The following is an 18652-nucleotide window of genomic DNA, read 5'->3' as shown; positions in this document are numbered from 1 at the left end:
CCATTGTATACATATCAACTAATTTTTTTTCCAAGAAATCCGAAAAAAAGCGGGTCTACTTCCGGTAAAATATATTCCCGGTTATTCAGGTATACTTTCCCGACTTCTATATCCAAAGTCAATTGATCGCCGGACGTATAGTCTTTCGCCACCTCCCTATTGATGATAATGTATAGCCCGTGATTCATTGCCATACGATAAAAATTACGGTTAACCGACTTCACTATGATTAAACGTATTCCTACTGCCATCAATCCCGTCACGGCATGTTTGATCAATCTGCCGCATCCGAAATTTTCCCCGGCAACAATCAGATCTCCCGGTTTTACCTCCACGGAAAAATTCATATCCAACCCGGCAAAAAGAGCCGGTTTAATCAAATCCGTCTGCTCATGCGTTATCTTATAAGTCAATTTCTCGGAAAATATCTGTCGACAAGAGATATTATCTATATCGGAATAGTTCCAAACGGCTGCTCTCCTGCGATAGTCATACCCTTCTATACACCCTTGTTCTTCGGGCTTGGGCCTGCATTTAAATTCGGCACCCTGAAAATGAATTACGGTCGACAATTCTCCCCGCATGGCGGTCATGGCCACCGTTACCGGAGAAGCCACGTATTTCTTTACACCCGATGTTGCCGTATTCCCGATAAAATAACTATTGGTCGTCGAAATTAAACGACTGTTGTCGGCAGAAGCCATATGCCCTACACTTAAACAAGGACCACAACTGGCACCCAGAATAACAGCTCCGGCACGGGACAATATATCGATAACGCCCTCTTCGATAGCCTGTAAATAAATAGCCCGGGAAGCCGGAACAATAAAAAGCTGAAAATGATCAGCCACATGTTTTCCGTCCAATATCATCGCCGCCAACCTCAAATCTTCCAAACGACCGGCAGAGCATCCCCCTATCAATCCTTGTTGTATTTTAATACCCTCGATTTCGTTCACTCCCCTGATCTCTCCCTGTACCGTATCCAACACCAACGGGAACACTTTTGCCAAATCGATTTCGATATACCTGACATAATTTGCCCCCTTATCCGCCCATATGCCGCGGACTGCAGGTTCTCCAAAATAATCAGCCAATACGTCGTCAGGCGGAAAAACAGAACACTCGATACCCATTTCCGTGGATACATTGGCTATCGTCATCCGATCGGCAATAGATAAACTTCCCACACCGTCTCCATGGTACTCGACGATCTGTCCGTTTACCTCTATTTCACTCAGTATCCCCATAATCCACAAAGCCAAATCCTTCGCCACAACACCATCGGACAAGCTGTTTTTTAAAACAATCTTTATGGTCTCGGGAACCCTGAACCATATCTTCCCCGTTTTCCACAAAGCCGCGGTCTCCGTCTTATTCACACCCATGGCAAAACAGTTAAAAGCCCCGGCTGTAGCCATATGACTGTCGCTTCCCGTGATTAACATCCCCGGCTTTACAATATCTGCCAGCACCTGGTGGCAAATGCCCCGGTCGCAATCGTAAAAATGTTCTATATGTTGTTCTTCCACAAAATTGCGAATAGAATTATATTCATTGATCATTTCATTCGTCAATCCGGATACTTTTCCATCCAGCACAATAACCAATTGATTCGGACAATACACGTTTTCCCCTCCCATTCGTTCGAATATCCTACGGATCCGGGCCGAGTTATCATGGCTTAAAACATAATCCGGTTCCCGAACAACAATACTCCCGACGGGTGCATTCAATATTTTCTCTACAAATGTACGTTCCATAATTTATTCATTTATCAATTTGACTACAGCCTCTATTTTTTCAATATCGCTATAATATTCTTCGTACTCGGAAATACCGGAAATCCCTCCCATTGATACCCTCGGGTTACGATAAATCATCTTACTATCTCTATGATTTTTGCCGCTCATGTGCAACGCATCCACCCCGGTTTTTGCTATACAAGGGGTATTCGCGGCGTTGACGCCGGATCCGGCCATAATTTTTATCCTTCCCTTTGCCAAATCGACCAAACGCCGGATACCCTCTTTTCCTCTCTCCGCATCACTCTCCCCTCCCGATGTCAATACCCGGTAACAACCGGCTCGGATCACCTCTTCCAACGCCTCTTCCCTATCTCTGACCATATCTATCGCCCGATGGAAAGTTACCTTCAAAGGAGCGGCACACTCCACTAACACCCTCGTTCGTTCCGTATCCACCCGGCCGTCTGCCGACAAAATACCCAAAACAACCCCATCCGCACGGCAAGATTTGGCATAAAGAATCTCCTCTTTCATCTGTTGAAATTCTAAATCGGAATAGAAAAAATCTCCTCCCCGCGGCCGGATCATTACGTATAATTCGATGGACAATAACTCTCTCGCCATTCGGATGGCAGCAGCCGGCGGAGTCAATCCCCCGTCATACATAGCCGTACACAATTCCACCCGATCCGCCCCTGCCATTTGCGCATTCAAACAGGATTCCAATGAATAAGCACAAACCTCAACTTCCACTTTATGCTCCATATCCATACCCAATATCAATTAGATTATAAAAATAAACCTTTATTCCGTTCTATTCAAATAATCCACAAAGAAATTCATACGGAAACGGATAAAACAGACCTACGCCTATAAACGATACGAGTACCGACCCGAGGTACATGACGATACTTATCGTGGTTTCATACGCTACCATAAACGTTCATACCGTTTCATCGCCTTCTAAAAATCAGGAACGCAGTATACTGTAATAATAGAAATCGATTACTCTACCGTTTTTCACAGCCGCTTTATGCAACACGGCTTCCAAGGTATATCCCACCTTTTCCAGAACGTGCATGGAAGACCGATTGAAATCGAATACCAGGGCATACAACTTCTGAAAGGGGAAAGTCTCAAAAGCATATTCCGTGACCGCTTTTATAACCTTAGGCATGATTCCTTTCCCCCAATAAGCTTCTCCCAGCCAATATCCGATCTCGGCCGTTATCCTTTCAATATCGCCTTCGGAACCGAAACCTATACTACCGACCGCTTTGCCGTCGACCTCAATGGCAAAGCGCATGGGAGGTCCCGGCAACAAATGGACCATGCTGATGTAATCGAAAGCATCCTGTTTCGTGTAAGGATGCGGAAAATGATCCATTACATTATTCCATACTTTTACATTATTTGCATTTTCTGCCAAGGAATTACAATCGGAGAAACGCCACTCTCTCAACACGAATCCGTCTCCTTCAAGGCGCACGGGACGTGCTTCTTTCGGTAATATTAAAGTTTCCCTCCCGGAACTCATCGACGAAGGAAAATCACCTGCATCTGTTTTCATAATCGCAAGATTCTTTTCAGAATCTTCCTCTGTTCAAATTGTTTTTTATCATTAAAACTACACAAACATACGGAGATTAATGATTCGCTGTACTCCGAAACGAAAATAAATTTATGATCGATAATACATTATAAAACAATTAATTACAAGGAAACAGATCTCGTTTTTTATAAAACATCACGGAAAACTAAATCAAGATAGATCGGTTTGCATCGCGCGGGAAGAAATTATTCCCATTCCATCCCGAATAACTCCCCAAACTTCCGTTTTACGACCTCCTTCACCTCTCCCATCACCAATTTATGTCCCAACTCTTGAGTCATCGAAGTAACACCCTTATCCACGAACCCGCAAGGGTGGATGTAATTGAAATAATTCATATCGGTATTCACGTTCAAAGCAAAACCATGCATGGTCACAAAACGGGAACATTTGATTCCAATAGCACAAATTTTACGAGCTTTCGGTCCCACGGCCTCCAACCATACGCCGGTCGCCCCCGCCAATCGTTCTCCTCGAATTCCGTATTCACCTATACTCTGAATAACGACCTCTTCCAAACGGTCCACGTAATCCCTCACACCCAATCCGAAATTAACCATATCCAAGATCGGGTATGCCACCAATTGGCCCGGGCCGTGGTAGGTAATATCCCCTCCCCGGTCTACTTTCACGAATTCAGCCTGTTTTGCCCGCAGCTGAATGGAGTCAATCAACATATGGGCCGCATCCCCGCTCTTTCCCAAAGTATAAACATGAGGATGCTCCACGAACAAAAGATAATTGGATGTAGTTTCACCCTTCAGTTTACGGGCTTTGATCCCATCCATCAATTCCTCCTGCTTTCGCCAGACGGAACGATAATCCGCCAATCCCATATCTAAAAATACGGTCTTCTTCATCTTATCTGACATGTTTCTCGGCATGGTAACTGGACCTTACCAACGGACCGCTCTCCACGTGTGTAAACCCTTTCTCCAAACCAATCCGATGATACTCTTCGAACACCTCCGGCGTAACGTATTCCTTCACTTCCAAATTTTTAGCCGTAGGTTGCAAATATTGGCCAATCGTCATGACCTTACAGCCCACGCCGCGTAAATCATCCATCGTCTCCAAAATCTCGTCTTTCGTCTCTCCCAACCCCAACATAATACCGGATTTCGATACAATCCCGGAATCCGCGACCTGTTTGATCACGTCCAAAGAAACCGGATAGGTAGCCCTGCTTCTGACACTATCGGACAAACGCTTTACGGTCTCTAAATTATGAGAAATCACATCCGGACGAGCATCGATAACCTGCTGAATCAACTCTTTCCGTCCTTGAAAATCAGGTATCAGCACCTCCATGGTAACCTCCGGATTTACCTCTTTTACCTTCTGTATAACCTTCACCCAGTGAGAAGCACCCAGATCATCCACGTCGTCCCGGTCTACTGAAGTAATTACGGCATGCCTTAACTTCAGCAACTGTATGGACCGTGCGATATTGTCCGGTTCCTGAGGATCTAAAGGTGCCGGACGTCCGGTCTTTACATTACAAAATTTACAGGAACGGGTACAAACATCTCCCCCGATCATAAACGTGGCCGTTCCGTTTCCCCAACATTCCCCTTGATTCGGACACATTCCGCTCGTACATATCGTATGCAAATGATGTCCCCGAACTATATTTAATACCTCTGTTGAATTTTGACCTTTCGGCAACTTTATTTTCAACCATTCCGGTTTTCTTCTGCTATTACAACACGCCATATGAAGTCTTTTAAATTTTCGGCAAATATACCTCTTCTCCGCAGCATAAAAAAGAAAAGCTGCCTAAAAAGACAGCTTTACCACTACTACTAACCCTAATTTTGACTTGATCAATTTATGAACCTTTCAAATCCAATTAAAAATTCCCGTTTTTATTACTTAGTTATTTCTTAGATGCAAAAAAACGGAAAAGGTTGCGTCAGTTCAAAAAAATTATTTGTTCCCGAAATAACGGCAATAGGGAGCGATACCGCAATGTTCACATTTCGGTTTACGGGCCGTACATACATATCTTCCGTGCAATATCAACCAATGATGTGCCGTTGAAAGAATTTCGGTCGGGATGTGCTGCACTAATTGTTTCTCCGTTTCCAACGGGGTTTTCGCGTCAGTAGTCAATCCGATCCTGTCGGATACCCGAAATACATGGGTATCCACGGGCATAGCCGCTTTTCCGAAAGCCACAGCCTCCACGACATTGGCCGTCTTCCTGCCCACACCCGGTAAAGTCTGCAATTTTTCCATGTCATCGGGAACTTCCCCACCGAAATCGGCAACCAGTTTTTTAGCCATCGCGGAAAGATGTTTCGATTTATTATTAGGGAAAGAGATGGATTTAATTAATTCGAATATTTCCGATACCTCCGCCTCTGCCATGGATTCGGCATTGGGGAAACGGGCCAAAAGCCCGGGCGTTACCATGTTCACCCGCTTATCCGTACATTGGGCCGATAAAATCACCGCCACGATCAACTCAAACGGGTCACGATAAAGCAGCTCAGTCTCGGCTACCGGCATATTTTCCTTAAACCACTCAATGACATTTTTATATCTCTCTTCTAATTTCATTTTTTTATTCATTCTTTTCCATATCAAGATAATACATAATAATGGTTAAAAAGAAAGGCTCACTTTATCCTGAAAACGAATTCCTCTCTTTTTCTCTAAAAAATCCTCCGTAGCTTTCCATAAACGTATGCGGTTCTCCCGGTTCAATAGATCATCCGGAAGTTTTCTCTCTTTTCTTTTCCTAAAGAAACATCCCGTGTAATTCTCTGCCTCTTTTGAAGTAGTCAACCAGATAGTAGTATCAGCACCCTTTTCCGGAGATTGAATAAAAGGGCGAAAGAAACGATCGGCCAGCGGGTCGAACCATTGATGCATCGTGATCATTCCCGTGTTTACCACTCCCGGATCCACGGCGTTGACAACGACGGACTTCTCTTTTAAACGATCGGCCAACTCCGAAGTATACAGTAAAATAGCCCGCTTCGAGGCGGAATAAGCCTTAAAACGACGAAATTTCTCCCGTACTGGCTCAAAAAAATATTCATCGATTTTTCCCATCCGGAAAGTACACGAAGAAACGTTAATGATCCGGGAGATTTTATTTATCCCCATATAAGGCAGCAGTAACCGGGTCAATAACCAAGGGCCCACGTAATTCACTCCCACGGTCGTCTCTAACCCGTCGGGGGTGACGGAAAATTCCTTGCACATGATACCCGCATTATTCACCAATCCCCCCACTTCCCGATCATCCAACTGTTCCACAAAACGATGGATAGAGTCAAAAGAAGATAAATCCAGACGCAACAATTCTACTTTTCGGTTACCGCTTTCATTCACGATACGATTTCTGATATCCATGGATCGTTCCGTATTCCGGCAGGCCATAACTACCGGATGCCCGGCCTTTGCCAACGATTCGGTAATGGCCCGGCCCATTCCGCCATTAGCTCCGGTTACAATAATCCATCTGTCCATACGATCTCGTTATAATAGTTGCAATATTAACTTTCAAAATAAACTTCTTATATCATCTTCGTTTTTCTCATGATCCACCGGACCACCCCCAATGGAAGGAAAAACAAGAAAAACATAAAAAAATAATTCACCAACCCGGGCATCATCCAGGCTCGCTTGCGAAACATCCCCCGGATCGCCCGGCGAGCCAATTTTTGCGGAGTCATCATAACTCCCAAACGTAAAGCCAATTTCTGCAAACGCTTACTCAAATGATAAAGATCCGTCGCTATCGCCCCGGGACATAATACCGTCACGTAAATGCCATAATCCAACATTTCCAGACGAAAGGCCCTGGAGAAACACTTTAAGAAGCATTTGGTAGAGGCATACAAGGAAACTCCCGGATAAGAGAGCCAAGCCGACATGGAAGACATATTCAAAATATACCCCCGACCCCGACCCTTCATGTCTTCGCCGAAATACCGACACAACATAGCAGGCGTAACCATATGTAATAACAACATTTTCTCCGTAACGGCAACAGGAAGATCCACCACCTTGCTCATTTTAAATATGCCCGCGTTATTCACTAAAACCTCTATCTCCAGATTTCTATCCTTACAATACGTATAAAGGTGCTCCGCCGCACTCGTTACGGCCAAATCCATATACAAAGGATGAGTTTCCACTCCATACTCCGCCGCCAATTCCGCTCCGGCCTCCCGAATACGTTCTTCCTCATTGCTCACGAGCACCAATCCGTATCCCATGGCTCCCAACTCCCGGGCATACTCTTTTCCGATTCCGGAACTCGCCCCCGTCACTAGTGCAAATTTCCCCCTTAGCTTATTTCTATCCATCTGTTTTACATTCTAACGATTCTCTCTTAATATCTAAAAGGATTATCCCTTTCCTTTTATCTTTTCAATCTCCCGTTCTAACTTTCGAGGTAAATCTTTCATATGCTGGTGGCACGCCATTTCCCGCGAATACATCCGGGCGATACAGTAGTTCACGTGTTCGCAGGCATTCCGGGCATGTTCCTCTTTCGCCATCCGGTTTACAAAATCAGGCTCATTCAGCAAAGCTCTCGCCATGGATACGAACTCAAAACCGGCATCCAGTACCATATCGATCTTTTCCTTAGATATCAATCCGCCGACATATACCAAAGGCAACTTAACCTCTTTTCTGAATTTTACCGCATCTTCAAAAAAGTAAGCTTCCCGGAAGGGAACCGTCGGGATCATAAACCGACCGGCCATGGCAACCCCTATCGGCAACCAAAACTGTTGCATGTAATGAGTCAATGTTTTCATCGGCATAGCCCCCCGCATAACATACATAGGAGCGCAGCTCACGAATCCCCCGCTCAGAATTAAGGCATGTACGCCTTCCCGTTCCAAGGTTTTAGCCACTTCGATACATTCGTCAATCTCCATTCCTCCCTTAAACCCGTCCCTCATGTTCATCTTCACCAATACCGCCATATCATCACCGGCCGCCTTCATGACCTCCCCGATTGCCATTCGCATAAACCGCATCCGTTTTTCCAACGAACCACCGAACTCGTCTTTACGGTGATTGGTGTAAGGAGACAAGAATTGACTGAGCAAATACCCGTGTCCCGCGTGAACTTCCACCGCGTCGAAACCGGCCTCCCGGGCCATATGCACGGCACGTCCGAAAGCCTTGGCCATCTCGTATATCTCCTCTTTTTTCATTCCCCGGACAAAAGTCGGCGAATAGATATTGAATCCGGTAGAGGCAGATATCGGCGTACACCCGGCCATCGCCGGCTTGGACATATTGCCGCAATGCCCGATTTGAATAGAAGCCGCAGCCCCCTCTTTATGTATATCATCCGTCAGCCGGCGTAAATCCGGAACAATTTCCGGCCTTAACCACAATTGATGGGGGAAAGATAAGCCACTTCGCACGATAGCCGCGTAAGCGATCGTGGTCATTCCGATACCTCCCTTAGCCACGGAACAATGATAATCGTGCAACATTTGAGAAGGAGCATTTCCCGGACACATTCCCTCGAATGCCGCCGCACGAATGGTTCTATTTCGTAACGTCAAAGGACCTATAGCTCCCGGTGTAAACAAATTAGATGACATGGTACTATTTTTTTATTGCTCTGTCAATATATAAACGGAAAAACCCGTTTCAAATGAGATTTTTTCATTTCTTCGCCAAACATATGCTGATAACGCTGGTATATGGAATGGGCACGCGGGACCAAATTAGCCAAGGTCCATACGACGAATACCAGTCCGGCCCAGGACCAAGTCAAAATGGCAAAACCGCTCCACTCCACGATCTCCCCGAAATAATTAGCGGAAGTAACATAACGGAACATCCCTCCTCGAGGCAAATAGTGTCCCTTGTCTCCCGGCTTCCGCAGAGTACGGATAATATGATCCGAATGAATATTAATTCCCATCCCAACGAAAAACAATATGCTTCCGATGATAAACTGGGGGGTAGTCAACCAGTCAACCGTATACATATCTTCCGGAGACAGATAAAAAATCCATCCTCCCTGCATGCAAGCATTCAACAAATTAAACACGATCCCCATGACCATGATCCCCAGCGGCATCTTACTCCTCCCTTTCAATAAAAGAGGAAAGATAAAAGAACGCTGGAAATAATGAAGCTCGAAATAAAGAAAAAACAACAAAGGAACAATTTCGAAACGACGACCGGAAAAACACCAGAAAAGAAACATGGCCACAAAAACGGGCGACTCCATCAAAACCCACCCTATCCTGTTGTCGATCGGTCTTCCCCACTTTCCGTCGAAAAAAATTCCGTATCCGGCTTTCACAAAATAAAGAACGATAAAAACAATTACCGCCAATACCGTCATAGAGATTAAAAAAATATTAAATGCCTCCATATATTAATCGTTGTCTAAATTTAGGCAAACATAACAAAAATTATGCCTGATTACTATAGGAATAACAAAAAAAAAGACATCCGGTCGGTACATATCTTATTTCAACCTTCCGGACGTCCAACTCCTACCCGATCCGGTATGGATTGGTTCCTCCCCTCTATCAGTTCGTTATATTTTCATTTTTTCGGTTCTTGAGGCAACTCATCCTGAAAACGAATACTGGCATGAGAACCATCGCAAAACGGCTTATTGGAAGAAACTCCGCAACGGCATAAAGTGACCCGGTTACGTAACTCGTATTCAACACCTTTATCATCGTTGATCGGAATACCTCCCTTTACCCATAACGGACCGCTGCAATCCTCTGCCGGATCTTCAATTAAGCTCAATGCCGGTTTCAAATGATGCTCTACAAATTCTCCTTTCTCCTTGTCCCATGTCTTCAATCTCCCGGCAGGACAATAATTGGATTCGCGGATCGTTAGCTCCCGCGCCTCACTGTCATCCGATTCCTCTACCAAATTCCATACCTTTCCGTAAGCATCGCAAAAGCGGGCAAAAGCACAATATCTTTCATTATCCGTCAAATCCAAGGTCGGTCCTTCTATAACATCGGCTCTTTCCAATAAAGGTACGTTATCGGCCGTTAAAGCCGGGTCCCAATCCGCTGTTACATGAGCTCCGTCGCAATAAGGCTTATGTTTGGAAGCCCCGCAACGGCATAAAGCCGTCGGCTCGTCCGCCGTCGAATAATTTTCTCCGGGAACATATTCCCATGAATTACCCTCCTCGTTCGGCATAATGAATTCCTGTTTCAAAGGGGGTTGTCCATATACAAAATAAGGACCTTTCCGATCGATAACAATGGAGTACTTACTATCTACCTTAGGAGTCCCCGGTTCTACATTACGTTTTTTTTGTGTCATGACATATAGAATTGGTTTGTGCTCTATATACTACAAAACCTATCGTTTTGTTCCCGAATTCAATACCTTTTTCGGGTAAAAATATAGTGCCGCTCGTCGGACAGATCCGTATCGAAAGCAAATCCTTTCCAACTGAAGGATTTTAAATCCTCCGGATCTTCGATCCGGTCCCGTATGATATACCCTGTCATCATTCCCCGGGCCATCTTGGCATACGTACGGACGGTTTCCCATTTCCCGTTTCTGAACTCCTGAAATTCAGGAGTAATCACCCTCACCTCCTCGTTGATTTGATCCATTCGTAAGGCTCCCAGAATATCCAAACTGGCTAAATTCACGAGAATACCGCCGGCCTTACGAACGTCTTCTATCAAAAGCCGGGTTAATTTGGGTCGCCAGTAATCATACAAGTTTTTTCCCTCTACCTTATCCAATTTCAACGTATAAGCGATACGATAAGCCTGGATCAGATCCAAAGGACGTACCGAACCGTATAAAGTCGAAACGATACGCACATGCTCCTGAGCGTAATCGAAATCGGCTTCGGTAAAAGAGCCCGTATCCATAGCCTTAAAAACCGTTCCGGCGTAAGCAATGATGGCTTGTTTACGAGGACTCGACAAGGAGCCGAAACGTCGATAACGTTGAAAACTCTCTTCGGCCAACCTATCGCTTACCTTAAGCAAACGAGCCAGCTCGGTTACGGAATACTTTTGCATCCGTTCCGCAAGAAATTCGGCTTCGGCGGCATATAACGGTGTCGTATGGGGTATGTCTTGTTCGACCAAAGACATATTCATGGTCTTGGCCGGAGATAACAGGACCAGCATTCTACCTCAACTCCTCAATCTTATACCCGACACCGGAAACAGCCTTCATCACGGAATCCGTATCTCCGGTTTTCAAGGTTACCGTCAATACCCGGTCCGGAGAATTCAAATCAACAGACCATTCGGTCACATCCTTTAAACTGTTCAACAAAGGGGTAACCTTAGCCACACAACCTCCGCATTTCAATGTTGTTTTAAATCTGAATTTTTTTTCCATACCTTCTCAATTTAATTTTTTTACAAACCTTTGAATCTAATGCGTAAACTGTTCGTTACGACTGAAACAGAACTGAATGCCATAGCCGCCGCAGCAATCATCGGATTCAAAAGGAAACCGGTAAAAGGATACAACACACCAGCGGCCAAAGGTATTCCGATCACGTTATAAATAAAAGCCCAGAACAAATTCTGCCGAATCGTCCTTACGGTCTGCACAGACAGGTTTATCGCCTTCGGAAGTATATTCAAATCGGAAGTAATTAAAGTCACCTCAGCCACATCCATAGCGATATCCGACCCTCTTCCCATAGCGATGCTCACGTCGGCCTGAGCCAATGCCTGCGAATCGTTTATACCGTCACCGACCATAGCCACGATTTTTCCCTCCTGCTGCAACTCCCGGACAAAATCAGCCTTATCCGAGGGCATTACCTCCGATTTAAAACGTCGCACGCCCAAAATATCCGCCACCCGCCGAGCCGTACGCGTATTATCTCCGGTCAGCATATAAACCTCCACTCCCATCTGCTGTAATGTCTTTATGGCTTGCCCGGAAGTAACTTTGATCTTATCGGCAATAGCGATAACGGCAATAACTCCTTCCCGTCCGGCAAAAAATACGACCGTTTTTCCCTCTTCCTCCCAACCGGATGCCAAAACATCTTCCTCTCCGGTCAAAGCGACATGCATATCCTCCAATAGCTTACGATTACCTACACCATAAACCTCTCCTCCCGCATTGGCTATAACCCCTTTCCCCACGCTCGTTTCGAAATCCTTTATCTCGATATCCGTAACAGAACCTGCCCTCAACGACTCTACAACAGCATCCGCCAGAGGATGTTCCGAACGACGCTCGATCGCGGATAGAATACCCCGGTACACCTCCCGTCTATCCTCTCCTCTCCAGCTCATATCGGTGACGACCGGTTGCCCTTCCGTAATCGTTCCCGTTTTGTCCAACACGATCGCGTTTACCTGATGCATCATCTCCAACCCCTCCGCGTCTTTAATTAAAATATTATTCTCGGCTCCCTTACCTATTCCAACCATAATGGCGGTCGGGGTTGCCAAGCCCAACGCACAGGGACAGGCAATTACCAATACCGTGATAGAAGTCAGCAAGGCATGGGTAAACGCCTCCTCCCCCCCTGCAAGCATCCAGATCATAAAGGTCAGCACGGCTATTCCCATAACAACGGGAACGAATATTCCGGCAATCTTATCCACCAATTTCTGTACCGGAGCTTTACTTCCCTGCGCCTCCTGTACCATTTTGATGATATGGGCCAATATGGTCTCGCTTCCGACTTTTTCGGCCCGGAATCTGAAACTTCCCTTCTGATTAATGGTTCCCGCATAAACAATATTACCGGGTGTTTTTTCCACCGGAATGGGCTCGCCCGTGATCATGCTCTCGTCCACAAACGAAACTCCCTCCGTAACACTTCCATCCACCGGAATTTTATCGCCCGGTTTAACGACCAAGACATCCCCGACCGACACTTCTTTGACGGGGATCTCCACCTCCCGGCCATTCCCTTCGATCTTCACCACGGTTTTCGGCTGTAATCCCATCAATTTCTTTATAGCGGTAGAAGTACTGAACTTGGCCCTTGCCTCCAATAACCGACCCAATAAAATCAAAGCAATAATAACGGCTGCAGCCTCATAGTAAACATGTGCCTCCAATCCCCGATCAGTCCAGTATTCAGGCCAAATCGTGTTAAACAAACTGAAAAGAAAAGCAACTCCCGTACTCACGGCCACCAGCGTATCCATATTGGCCCGGCCATGCCGGAACTGTTTATAGGCATGCACGAAAAAATCACGTCCGAAAAAGAGCATCACGGGCAAGGTAAAGGCAAGCATGATCCAATTTCCGTAAGGCATATGCATAAAAAACATTCCGATCACAAAAACAGGAATGGCAAGCAATATCGCTCCGGTAGTCTTTCGCTTCAACAAAAGATATTCCTCCTTTTGCAAACGTCCCGCTTCCTCCGGATCATCCTGTTTTTCTATCGCTAATTCATAACCGGCAGCTTCTACGGCCTTCCGCAACTCGTCCGGCGTAACTATCTGCGGATCAAATTCAACGAACACGGTTGAATTCGATAGGTTAACCCTTGCTTCCCGCACTCCCTTCTGAGCACTTAAAGTCGACTCCACACTCACGGCACATGAAGCACAACTCATTCCTAATACCTGATAGGTTTCCCTGATATGACCTAAATGATCTGACATATTGATTTTCCTTGATTTTACTATACGTTATTGTCCGGGTTTAGTTTCAACCCCGACGCTTACTTCCAAAACAGACACAACCAGATACAAGGAGGTTTTTGTCCCGTTTTCTCTACCCGGTGTTTACAATGTTTCGGCAAAAATAAATAGTCCCCTTGCTTTAGTTCCTTCCATTCTCCCTCCACATTTAACACGGCCTCTCCTTGTACGATCATCAACCACTCGTCTTCCTCCTGGTCATACCAAAAACCCTCGGGAGATACCTGCCCCGTGGAAACAATTCGTTCTACGCGAACATTTTCCTTACGCAACAAAACGGTCACCAGCTCCTCGCTTCCCGCCTGTCCGATCGCCTCGTAAATTGATTTCATTCCTCTTATTTCTTTTATACAAGTATACAACTTTCTACATTTAAAAAAAAGAGTATTTTATACAAAAATACAACACTTTTTTTACGATTTTACCCTGCAACGATCATAAAGCATCACCATAATACAGAACTGCAGAATTACAAGAAAAGCATTAGAATTACCTGGGCCATGATCACCCGGACAAACATCGTCAACGGGTAAACGGTAGCATATGCAACAGATGGAGTATCCCCATCGATGGTAGAGTTTATATAATTCAGGGCCATCGGATTGGACATACTGCCGCATAGCATGCCGGCAACCGAACCGAAGTCCACCTTTATCACGCTAACGGATAAGATAGCCACCAACACCACGGGAACAAAGGTGATCGCAAATCCCAACCCCACCCACAACAAGCCTTCCGGCCTGAAAACGGTATCGAAAAAGTGAACGCCCGCATCCAACCCGAGGCAAGCCAAATACATGGACAATCCCAACCCTCTCAACATCAGATTAGCACTAATGGTAGTGTAAGTAATCATATGAATCCGAGGTCCGAATGCCCCCACGAGAATCCCGACAACAATCGGTCCCCCGGCTAATCCTAATTTTACCGGAAAGCTGATTCCCGGTATCGCCAAAGGTATGGAACCCAAAAGCAAACCGACAACCATACCGACAAAAACCGAGACTAAATTCGGTTCGTCCAAATCTTTCACGGCATTTCCGAGTACTTTTTCCACATTAGCAATGGCCGCGGCTTCCCCCACTACGGTCAATCGATCTCCCAACTGGAGCGTCAAATCGGGTGTCGGCAAAAGAGTTACCCCCGACCGGTAAATACGGGTAATATTAATACCGTACTGGTTTCTCAGACGTAATGCCCCTAATTTCTTCCCGTTGATCTCCGAACGGGTAACCACAATCCGGTGAGACTCCAATTGACTGTCGATAGCATCCCAATCGATATCCTCTTTATTCCAATCCTGACGATCCAATTCACCGATAACAATCTCCAGAGAGTTCACCTCGCTCTCGGTTGTAATCACCAAGATCCGGTCCCCGTTTTCCACAATCGTATCGGAGGCCGGAATAATTACCCTTCCGTCTCTCCAAAGCCTCGATATAACGAATCTTTTGGACAACAATTTAGCAATATCCTTTATCGATTTATTGAAAATTCCCGGATTGCTCACCCGGAAACCGACAATGATGGTCTTCCTGGTTTTATCTTCGTCCCCCCGTTTAAAAAATATACGGGAGGCAAACAGTTTCCGAATCATAATCAAGGCTATAATTACACCGACAACACCCAAAGGATAAGTCACAGCGCAACTCAAAGCCAGATCGGAAGACAAATAGACGGGATCATTGATCTGTTTCAACGTCTGCTGGGCAGCTCCTAAAGCGGGTGTATTGGTCACGGCTCCGCTTAATATTCCGACCATATCCGGCAAAGAAACTCCTGCCGTCCAATGAAACAATAACGTCATGACCACTCCTAAAATGACCACCATCATAGCCAACAGGTTCAATCGTATTCCGGCTTTACCCAAAGAGGCGAAGAAACCAGGCCCCACCTGCAGTCCCAAAGCATAAACGAAAAGGATCAACCCGAAACTCTCCGCGTAATTCAACATTTGCGGATCGATCGTCAATCCCCAATGACCTGCCATGATTCCGGCAAAGAACACGAACGTCACTCCCAACGATACGCCCCAAAGCGTAATTTTACCCAATACCAATCCTATCGCCGAAACGAGCGAAACGACAATAACCGCCTGTATAACAGAATGTTCAGCTAATATTTCATTTAACCATTCCATACTCTATTCCTTTCCGAAAAATCCCGTAAAGAAAATAATAAAAAATAAAATTTCATTCTCCTTTAAGGAAAAACTCTCCTGAATGATACACTCCTCAATATTACCCTCTTAACTCTTTTACCGGAAATCGACGTCCGCAAACATTCATATAGCTTTAAAGATAGATAAATTACAAAGCAAACCCAAACAATTGCATAATCAAAAAGTTCAAAAAAACACGTACATAAAAACAAGACTTCATCGTTATAAAATAACACATAAAATCTTAACTATCAATAAAAAAATATTATTCTTATCTATTTCGAATAACCCAAAGGCGTGGTTATCCAATCGTAATTTTTCCAAGGCGACAATTCATTAAAAATAGTCAATCCAGAATTACAAAACTGTACCACGGCATTCGCCGGATCACTATACGAAAAAGCATCTTCCAGATTTAAAAAGAACTCCTTTTTAGCCGGAAGAAAGAAAGCTTTATCCGGATGAAGCATATCATCATGTCCCTGAATACCTTCGATAAAAGGATAGGGTAAACCGTAAAAAGCGGGTTTTCCGTAATTCACATCTCCCGGCCAAAATCCGCATTCGAAATACCGTTCGTCAAAAGCATGATCCGAAATCGACTTATTCATACCGAAAGGAGCCGCTTCCCCGCTATACACGATACAAGTCAAATCCATCGTTCCGAAATAATACGCGGGACCGTCTACCTTCCCCCGAAAACCGGAAAGAAATTGCCTCATAGCCTCGTAAGCAAAAAGTAAATTCTGAAGCCACAATTCAACGGCAGCCTTATCGTAGTGATGATGTTTTTTATCCTGATCAAAAGGTATCGGATCATAAAACTCTTGCGGTTTTATATTAATCTCAGTGGCCGCACCGATCTGCTCGAGAGCATCCATAAACTGGTGATAATATATGACTATCGACGTACCGTCCTCCAATGGTAGCGTACGACTCTTTCCTTCCTCATTATGAATCTCGATCTGATGCTTTCTCAAATTGACAAAAATCTCGAAAGGAGAAGTATTACAAGGTATAATCCCGGAAGCCAATCCGTCCAAAGTCATGTAAAGACGTACATGTGCCCATTCCGGACGTTTGTGACAACGCTCTAATTTTACTTTCCCTACCATTTGCAGTAAAAGATGTACCAAATCGGCCGTATCCTGCCATTCCGTATAATTTAAAAATTTTTTATCCATACAGTCATTATTTTGAACATTCATATAGAATTGGTTAAACGGTAATAATTGAAAATAGTTTTAACAGGATATAAAATAAGACAAGCGTGTAATGTGTTTTTCCTTTGCCTATTTTTAAAAAAGGGTAACAAAACCTCATCGATATCGTTAAATTCTCCAAGAACAATTAACAATATTACATGATGAAAAACAAATATTTCTATTTCATGAGTTGCATGTTACTGTTTACCTTATCCCTGCATGCGACAGAAAAAGAGAAACCTAAATTCAAATTAGGGGGAGCCTTGCGTTTCAATTATAATTTTTCGGATTGGAACCGGGGACACCGGGATAGAGGGGGAGATTTCGGTTTTGATGTATTACGATTCACACTCGCTGGATCCTATAAAAATATTCTTTTAGATGCAGACTATCGTTTTTACAGCAAGGACTACGGTGGGCCCATGTTAAAATACGGCTGGATCGGTTACCGGTTCAATTCGAAAAATCAAATACAAGCCGGTTTGACCGGGGTACCGTTCGGAATCCAACCTATCGGTTCTCACAACTTTTTTCTACAAATCACCTATTACGTGGGCCTGGAAGACGATTCGGATATGGGAATCAAATTTGTCCATAAGGGAGAACAATGGGACTATGCTATCGCCTTCTTTAAAAATGCCGACGAACTCCTGTTCGGCTCGGATTCGGAGGTGACGGACGACCGATACGGTTATGACGTGGCAGGACGTAATAAAGAGATCAATCAATTCAATTTGCAGGCTTTTTACAAATGGGGAACCTATACCTTGAATAAATTCGGCGGATCCGCCGAATTCGGGCAACTCTACAATTTGGACACCCGCAACAACGGAACTCACTACGCTTTGGCCCTACATTACGAGCTATACTGGAAAAAACTGAGCCTGAAAACGCAGTTGACAACCTACGCCATGTATCCCAAAAATAAAGAAGGGGAAGAGAGAAATATCATCGTGATGACAGCCTACGGAGCTCCCTATCTCGTTGCCGCCAAAGCCAACATTTACACGGTTGGTGCCGGGTATACCTTTAATATCGATTCGAAGCTAATCGAAAAAATACAAGTATATAACGATTTCGGTTGCCTGCAAAAGTGGGACAAACTGTTGAAAAACAGTTATCAAAACGTGACCGGACTTCTGGTCGTTGCCGGACCGGTATGGTTATACATGGATTACGCGTTGGGTAAAAATCACGCCTGGTTAGGCCCTGATTGGAACGGTTTCGGCCCCGGGGGGGCAAGCGAATCCTGGCATGCTCGTTTTAATATGAATATCGGATACTATTTTTAA

Annotated in this window: 18 protein-coding genes; 1 reads left to right on the top strand and 17 read right to left on the bottom strand. The window is 44.8% G+C overall.

Going from position 1 to position 18652, the window contains the following annotated elements; translation table 11 throughout:
* Positions 1 to 14: 14 nt before the first annotated feature.
* The 17 genes from NVS78_RS08620 to NVS78_RS08540 all read right to left on the bottom strand — a co-directional run bounded on the left by NVS78_RS08620 (position 15) and on the right by NVS78_RS08540 (position 17339).
* Positions 15 to 1763, bottom strand: coding sequence for an aconitase family protein (locus NVS78_RS08620; protein ID WP_286358830.1), 1749 nt, complete (start codon positions 1761 to 1763; stop codon positions 15 to 17).
* A gap of 3 nt (positions 1764 to 1766) precedes the next feature.
* Complete coding sequence (locus NVS78_RS08615; RefSeq protein ID WP_353620727.1) at positions 1767 to 2519, bottom strand: copper homeostasis protein CutC; 753 nt, start codon at positions 2517 to 2519, stop codon at positions 1767 to 1769.
* 199 nt (positions 2520 to 2718) lie between these two features.
* Positions 2719 to 3318 carry a GNAT family N-acetyltransferase gene (locus tag NVS78_RS08610; protein ID WP_286358829.1) on the bottom strand — a complete coding sequence of 200 codons (600 nt, stop codon included), beginning with the start codon at positions 3316 to 3318 and terminating at the stop codon, positions 2719 to 2721.
* A gap of 227 nt (positions 3319 to 3545) precedes the next feature.
* Positions 3546 to 4220 (bottom strand): lipoyl(octanoyl) transferase LipB, encoded by a 675-nt coding sequence (lipB, locus tag NVS78_RS08605; RefSeq protein WP_286358828.1) that lies wholly within the window; start codon positions 4218 to 4220, stop codon positions 3546 to 3548.
* Between the two features lies 1 nt (position 4221).
* A complete protein-coding gene (gene lipA, locus NVS78_RS08600; protein WP_286358827.1) occupies positions 4222 to 5076 on the bottom strand; it encodes a lipoyl synthase in 855 nt (284 codons plus the stop codon).
* 213 nt (positions 5077 to 5289) lie between these two features.
* A complete protein-coding gene (gene nth, locus NVS78_RS08595) occupies positions 5290 to 5925 on the bottom strand; it encodes an endonuclease III (RefSeq protein WP_286358826.1) in 636 nt (211 codons plus the stop codon).
* 45 nt (positions 5926 to 5970) lie between these two features.
* Positions 5971 to 6843 carry an SDR family oxidoreductase gene (locus tag NVS78_RS08590; RefSeq protein WP_286358825.1) on the bottom strand — a complete coding sequence of 291 codons (873 nt, stop codon included), beginning with the start codon at positions 6841 to 6843 and terminating at the stop codon, positions 5971 to 5973.
* Between the two features lie 47 nt (positions 6844 to 6890).
* Positions 6891 to 7685, bottom strand: coding sequence for an SDR family NAD(P)-dependent oxidoreductase (locus NVS78_RS08585; protein WP_286358824.1), 795 nt, complete (start codon positions 7683 to 7685; stop codon positions 6891 to 6893).
* Between the two features lie 42 nt (positions 7686 to 7727).
* On the bottom strand, positions 7728 to 8948 hold the full coding sequence (locus NVS78_RS08580; RefSeq protein WP_286358823.1) for an NADH:flavin oxidoreductase: 1221 nt from the start codon (positions 8946 to 8948) through the stop codon (positions 7728 to 7730).
* 23 nt (positions 8949 to 8971) lie between these two features.
* Positions 8972 to 9733 (bottom strand): DUF1295 domain-containing protein, encoded by a 762-nt coding sequence (locus NVS78_RS08575; protein WP_286358822.1) that lies wholly within the window; start codon positions 9731 to 9733, stop codon positions 8972 to 8974.
* Between the two features lie 176 nt (positions 9734 to 9909).
* On the bottom strand, positions 9910 to 10659 hold the full coding sequence (locus NVS78_RS08570) for a CDGSH iron-sulfur domain-containing protein (protein WP_286358821.1): 750 nt from the start codon (positions 10657 to 10659) through the stop codon (positions 9910 to 9912).
* Between the two features lie 59 nt (positions 10660 to 10718).
* Complete coding sequence (locus tag NVS78_RS08565; protein WP_286358820.1) at positions 10719 to 11489, bottom strand: YaaA family protein; 771 nt, start codon at positions 11487 to 11489, stop codon at positions 10719 to 10721.
* 1 nt (position 11490) lies between these two features.
* On the bottom strand, positions 11491 to 11706 hold the full coding sequence (locus NVS78_RS08560; RefSeq protein ID WP_286358819.1) for a heavy-metal-associated domain-containing protein: 216 nt from the start codon (positions 11704 to 11706) through the stop codon (positions 11491 to 11493).
* Between the two features lie 20 nt (positions 11707 to 11726).
* Positions 11727 to 13955: a heavy metal translocating P-type ATPase gene (locus tag NVS78_RS08555; protein ID WP_286358818.1), complete on the bottom strand. Its 2229-nt coding sequence runs from the start codon at positions 13953 to 13955 to the stop codon at positions 11727 to 11729.
* Positions 13956 to 14014: 59 nt separating this feature from the next.
* A complete protein-coding gene (locus NVS78_RS08550) occupies positions 14015 to 14326 on the bottom strand; it encodes a cupin domain-containing protein (RefSeq protein WP_286358817.1) in 312 nt (103 codons plus the stop codon).
* Positions 14327 to 14463: 137 nt separating this feature from the next.
* Positions 14464 to 16134, bottom strand: a complete 1671-nt coding sequence (locus NVS78_RS08545) for a putative transporter (RefSeq protein ID WP_286358816.1) — start codon at positions 16132 to 16134, stop codon at positions 14464 to 14466.
* 296 nt (positions 16135 to 16430) lie between these two features.
* Complete coding sequence (locus NVS78_RS08540; protein ID WP_286358815.1) at positions 16431 to 17339, bottom strand: DUF5996 family protein; 909 nt, start codon at positions 17337 to 17339, stop codon at positions 16431 to 16433.
* Positions 17340 to 17518: 179 nt separating this feature from the next.
* Here NVS78_RS08540 and NVS78_RS08535 point away from each other — a divergent pair, with 179 nt between their 5' ends.
* Complete coding sequence (locus tag NVS78_RS08535) at positions 17519 to 18652, top strand: hypothetical protein (RefSeq protein ID WP_286358814.1); 1134 nt, start codon at positions 17519 to 17521, stop codon at positions 18650 to 18652.

It is taken from the genome of Gabonibacter chumensis, assembly GCF_024741215.1.
GTDB classification, from domain to species: domain Bacteria; phylum Bacteroidota; class Bacteroidia; order Bacteroidales; family Marinifilaceae; genus Gabonibacter; species Gabonibacter massiliensis.
This window is presented reverse-complemented; position numbering and strand designations above follow the sequence as displayed.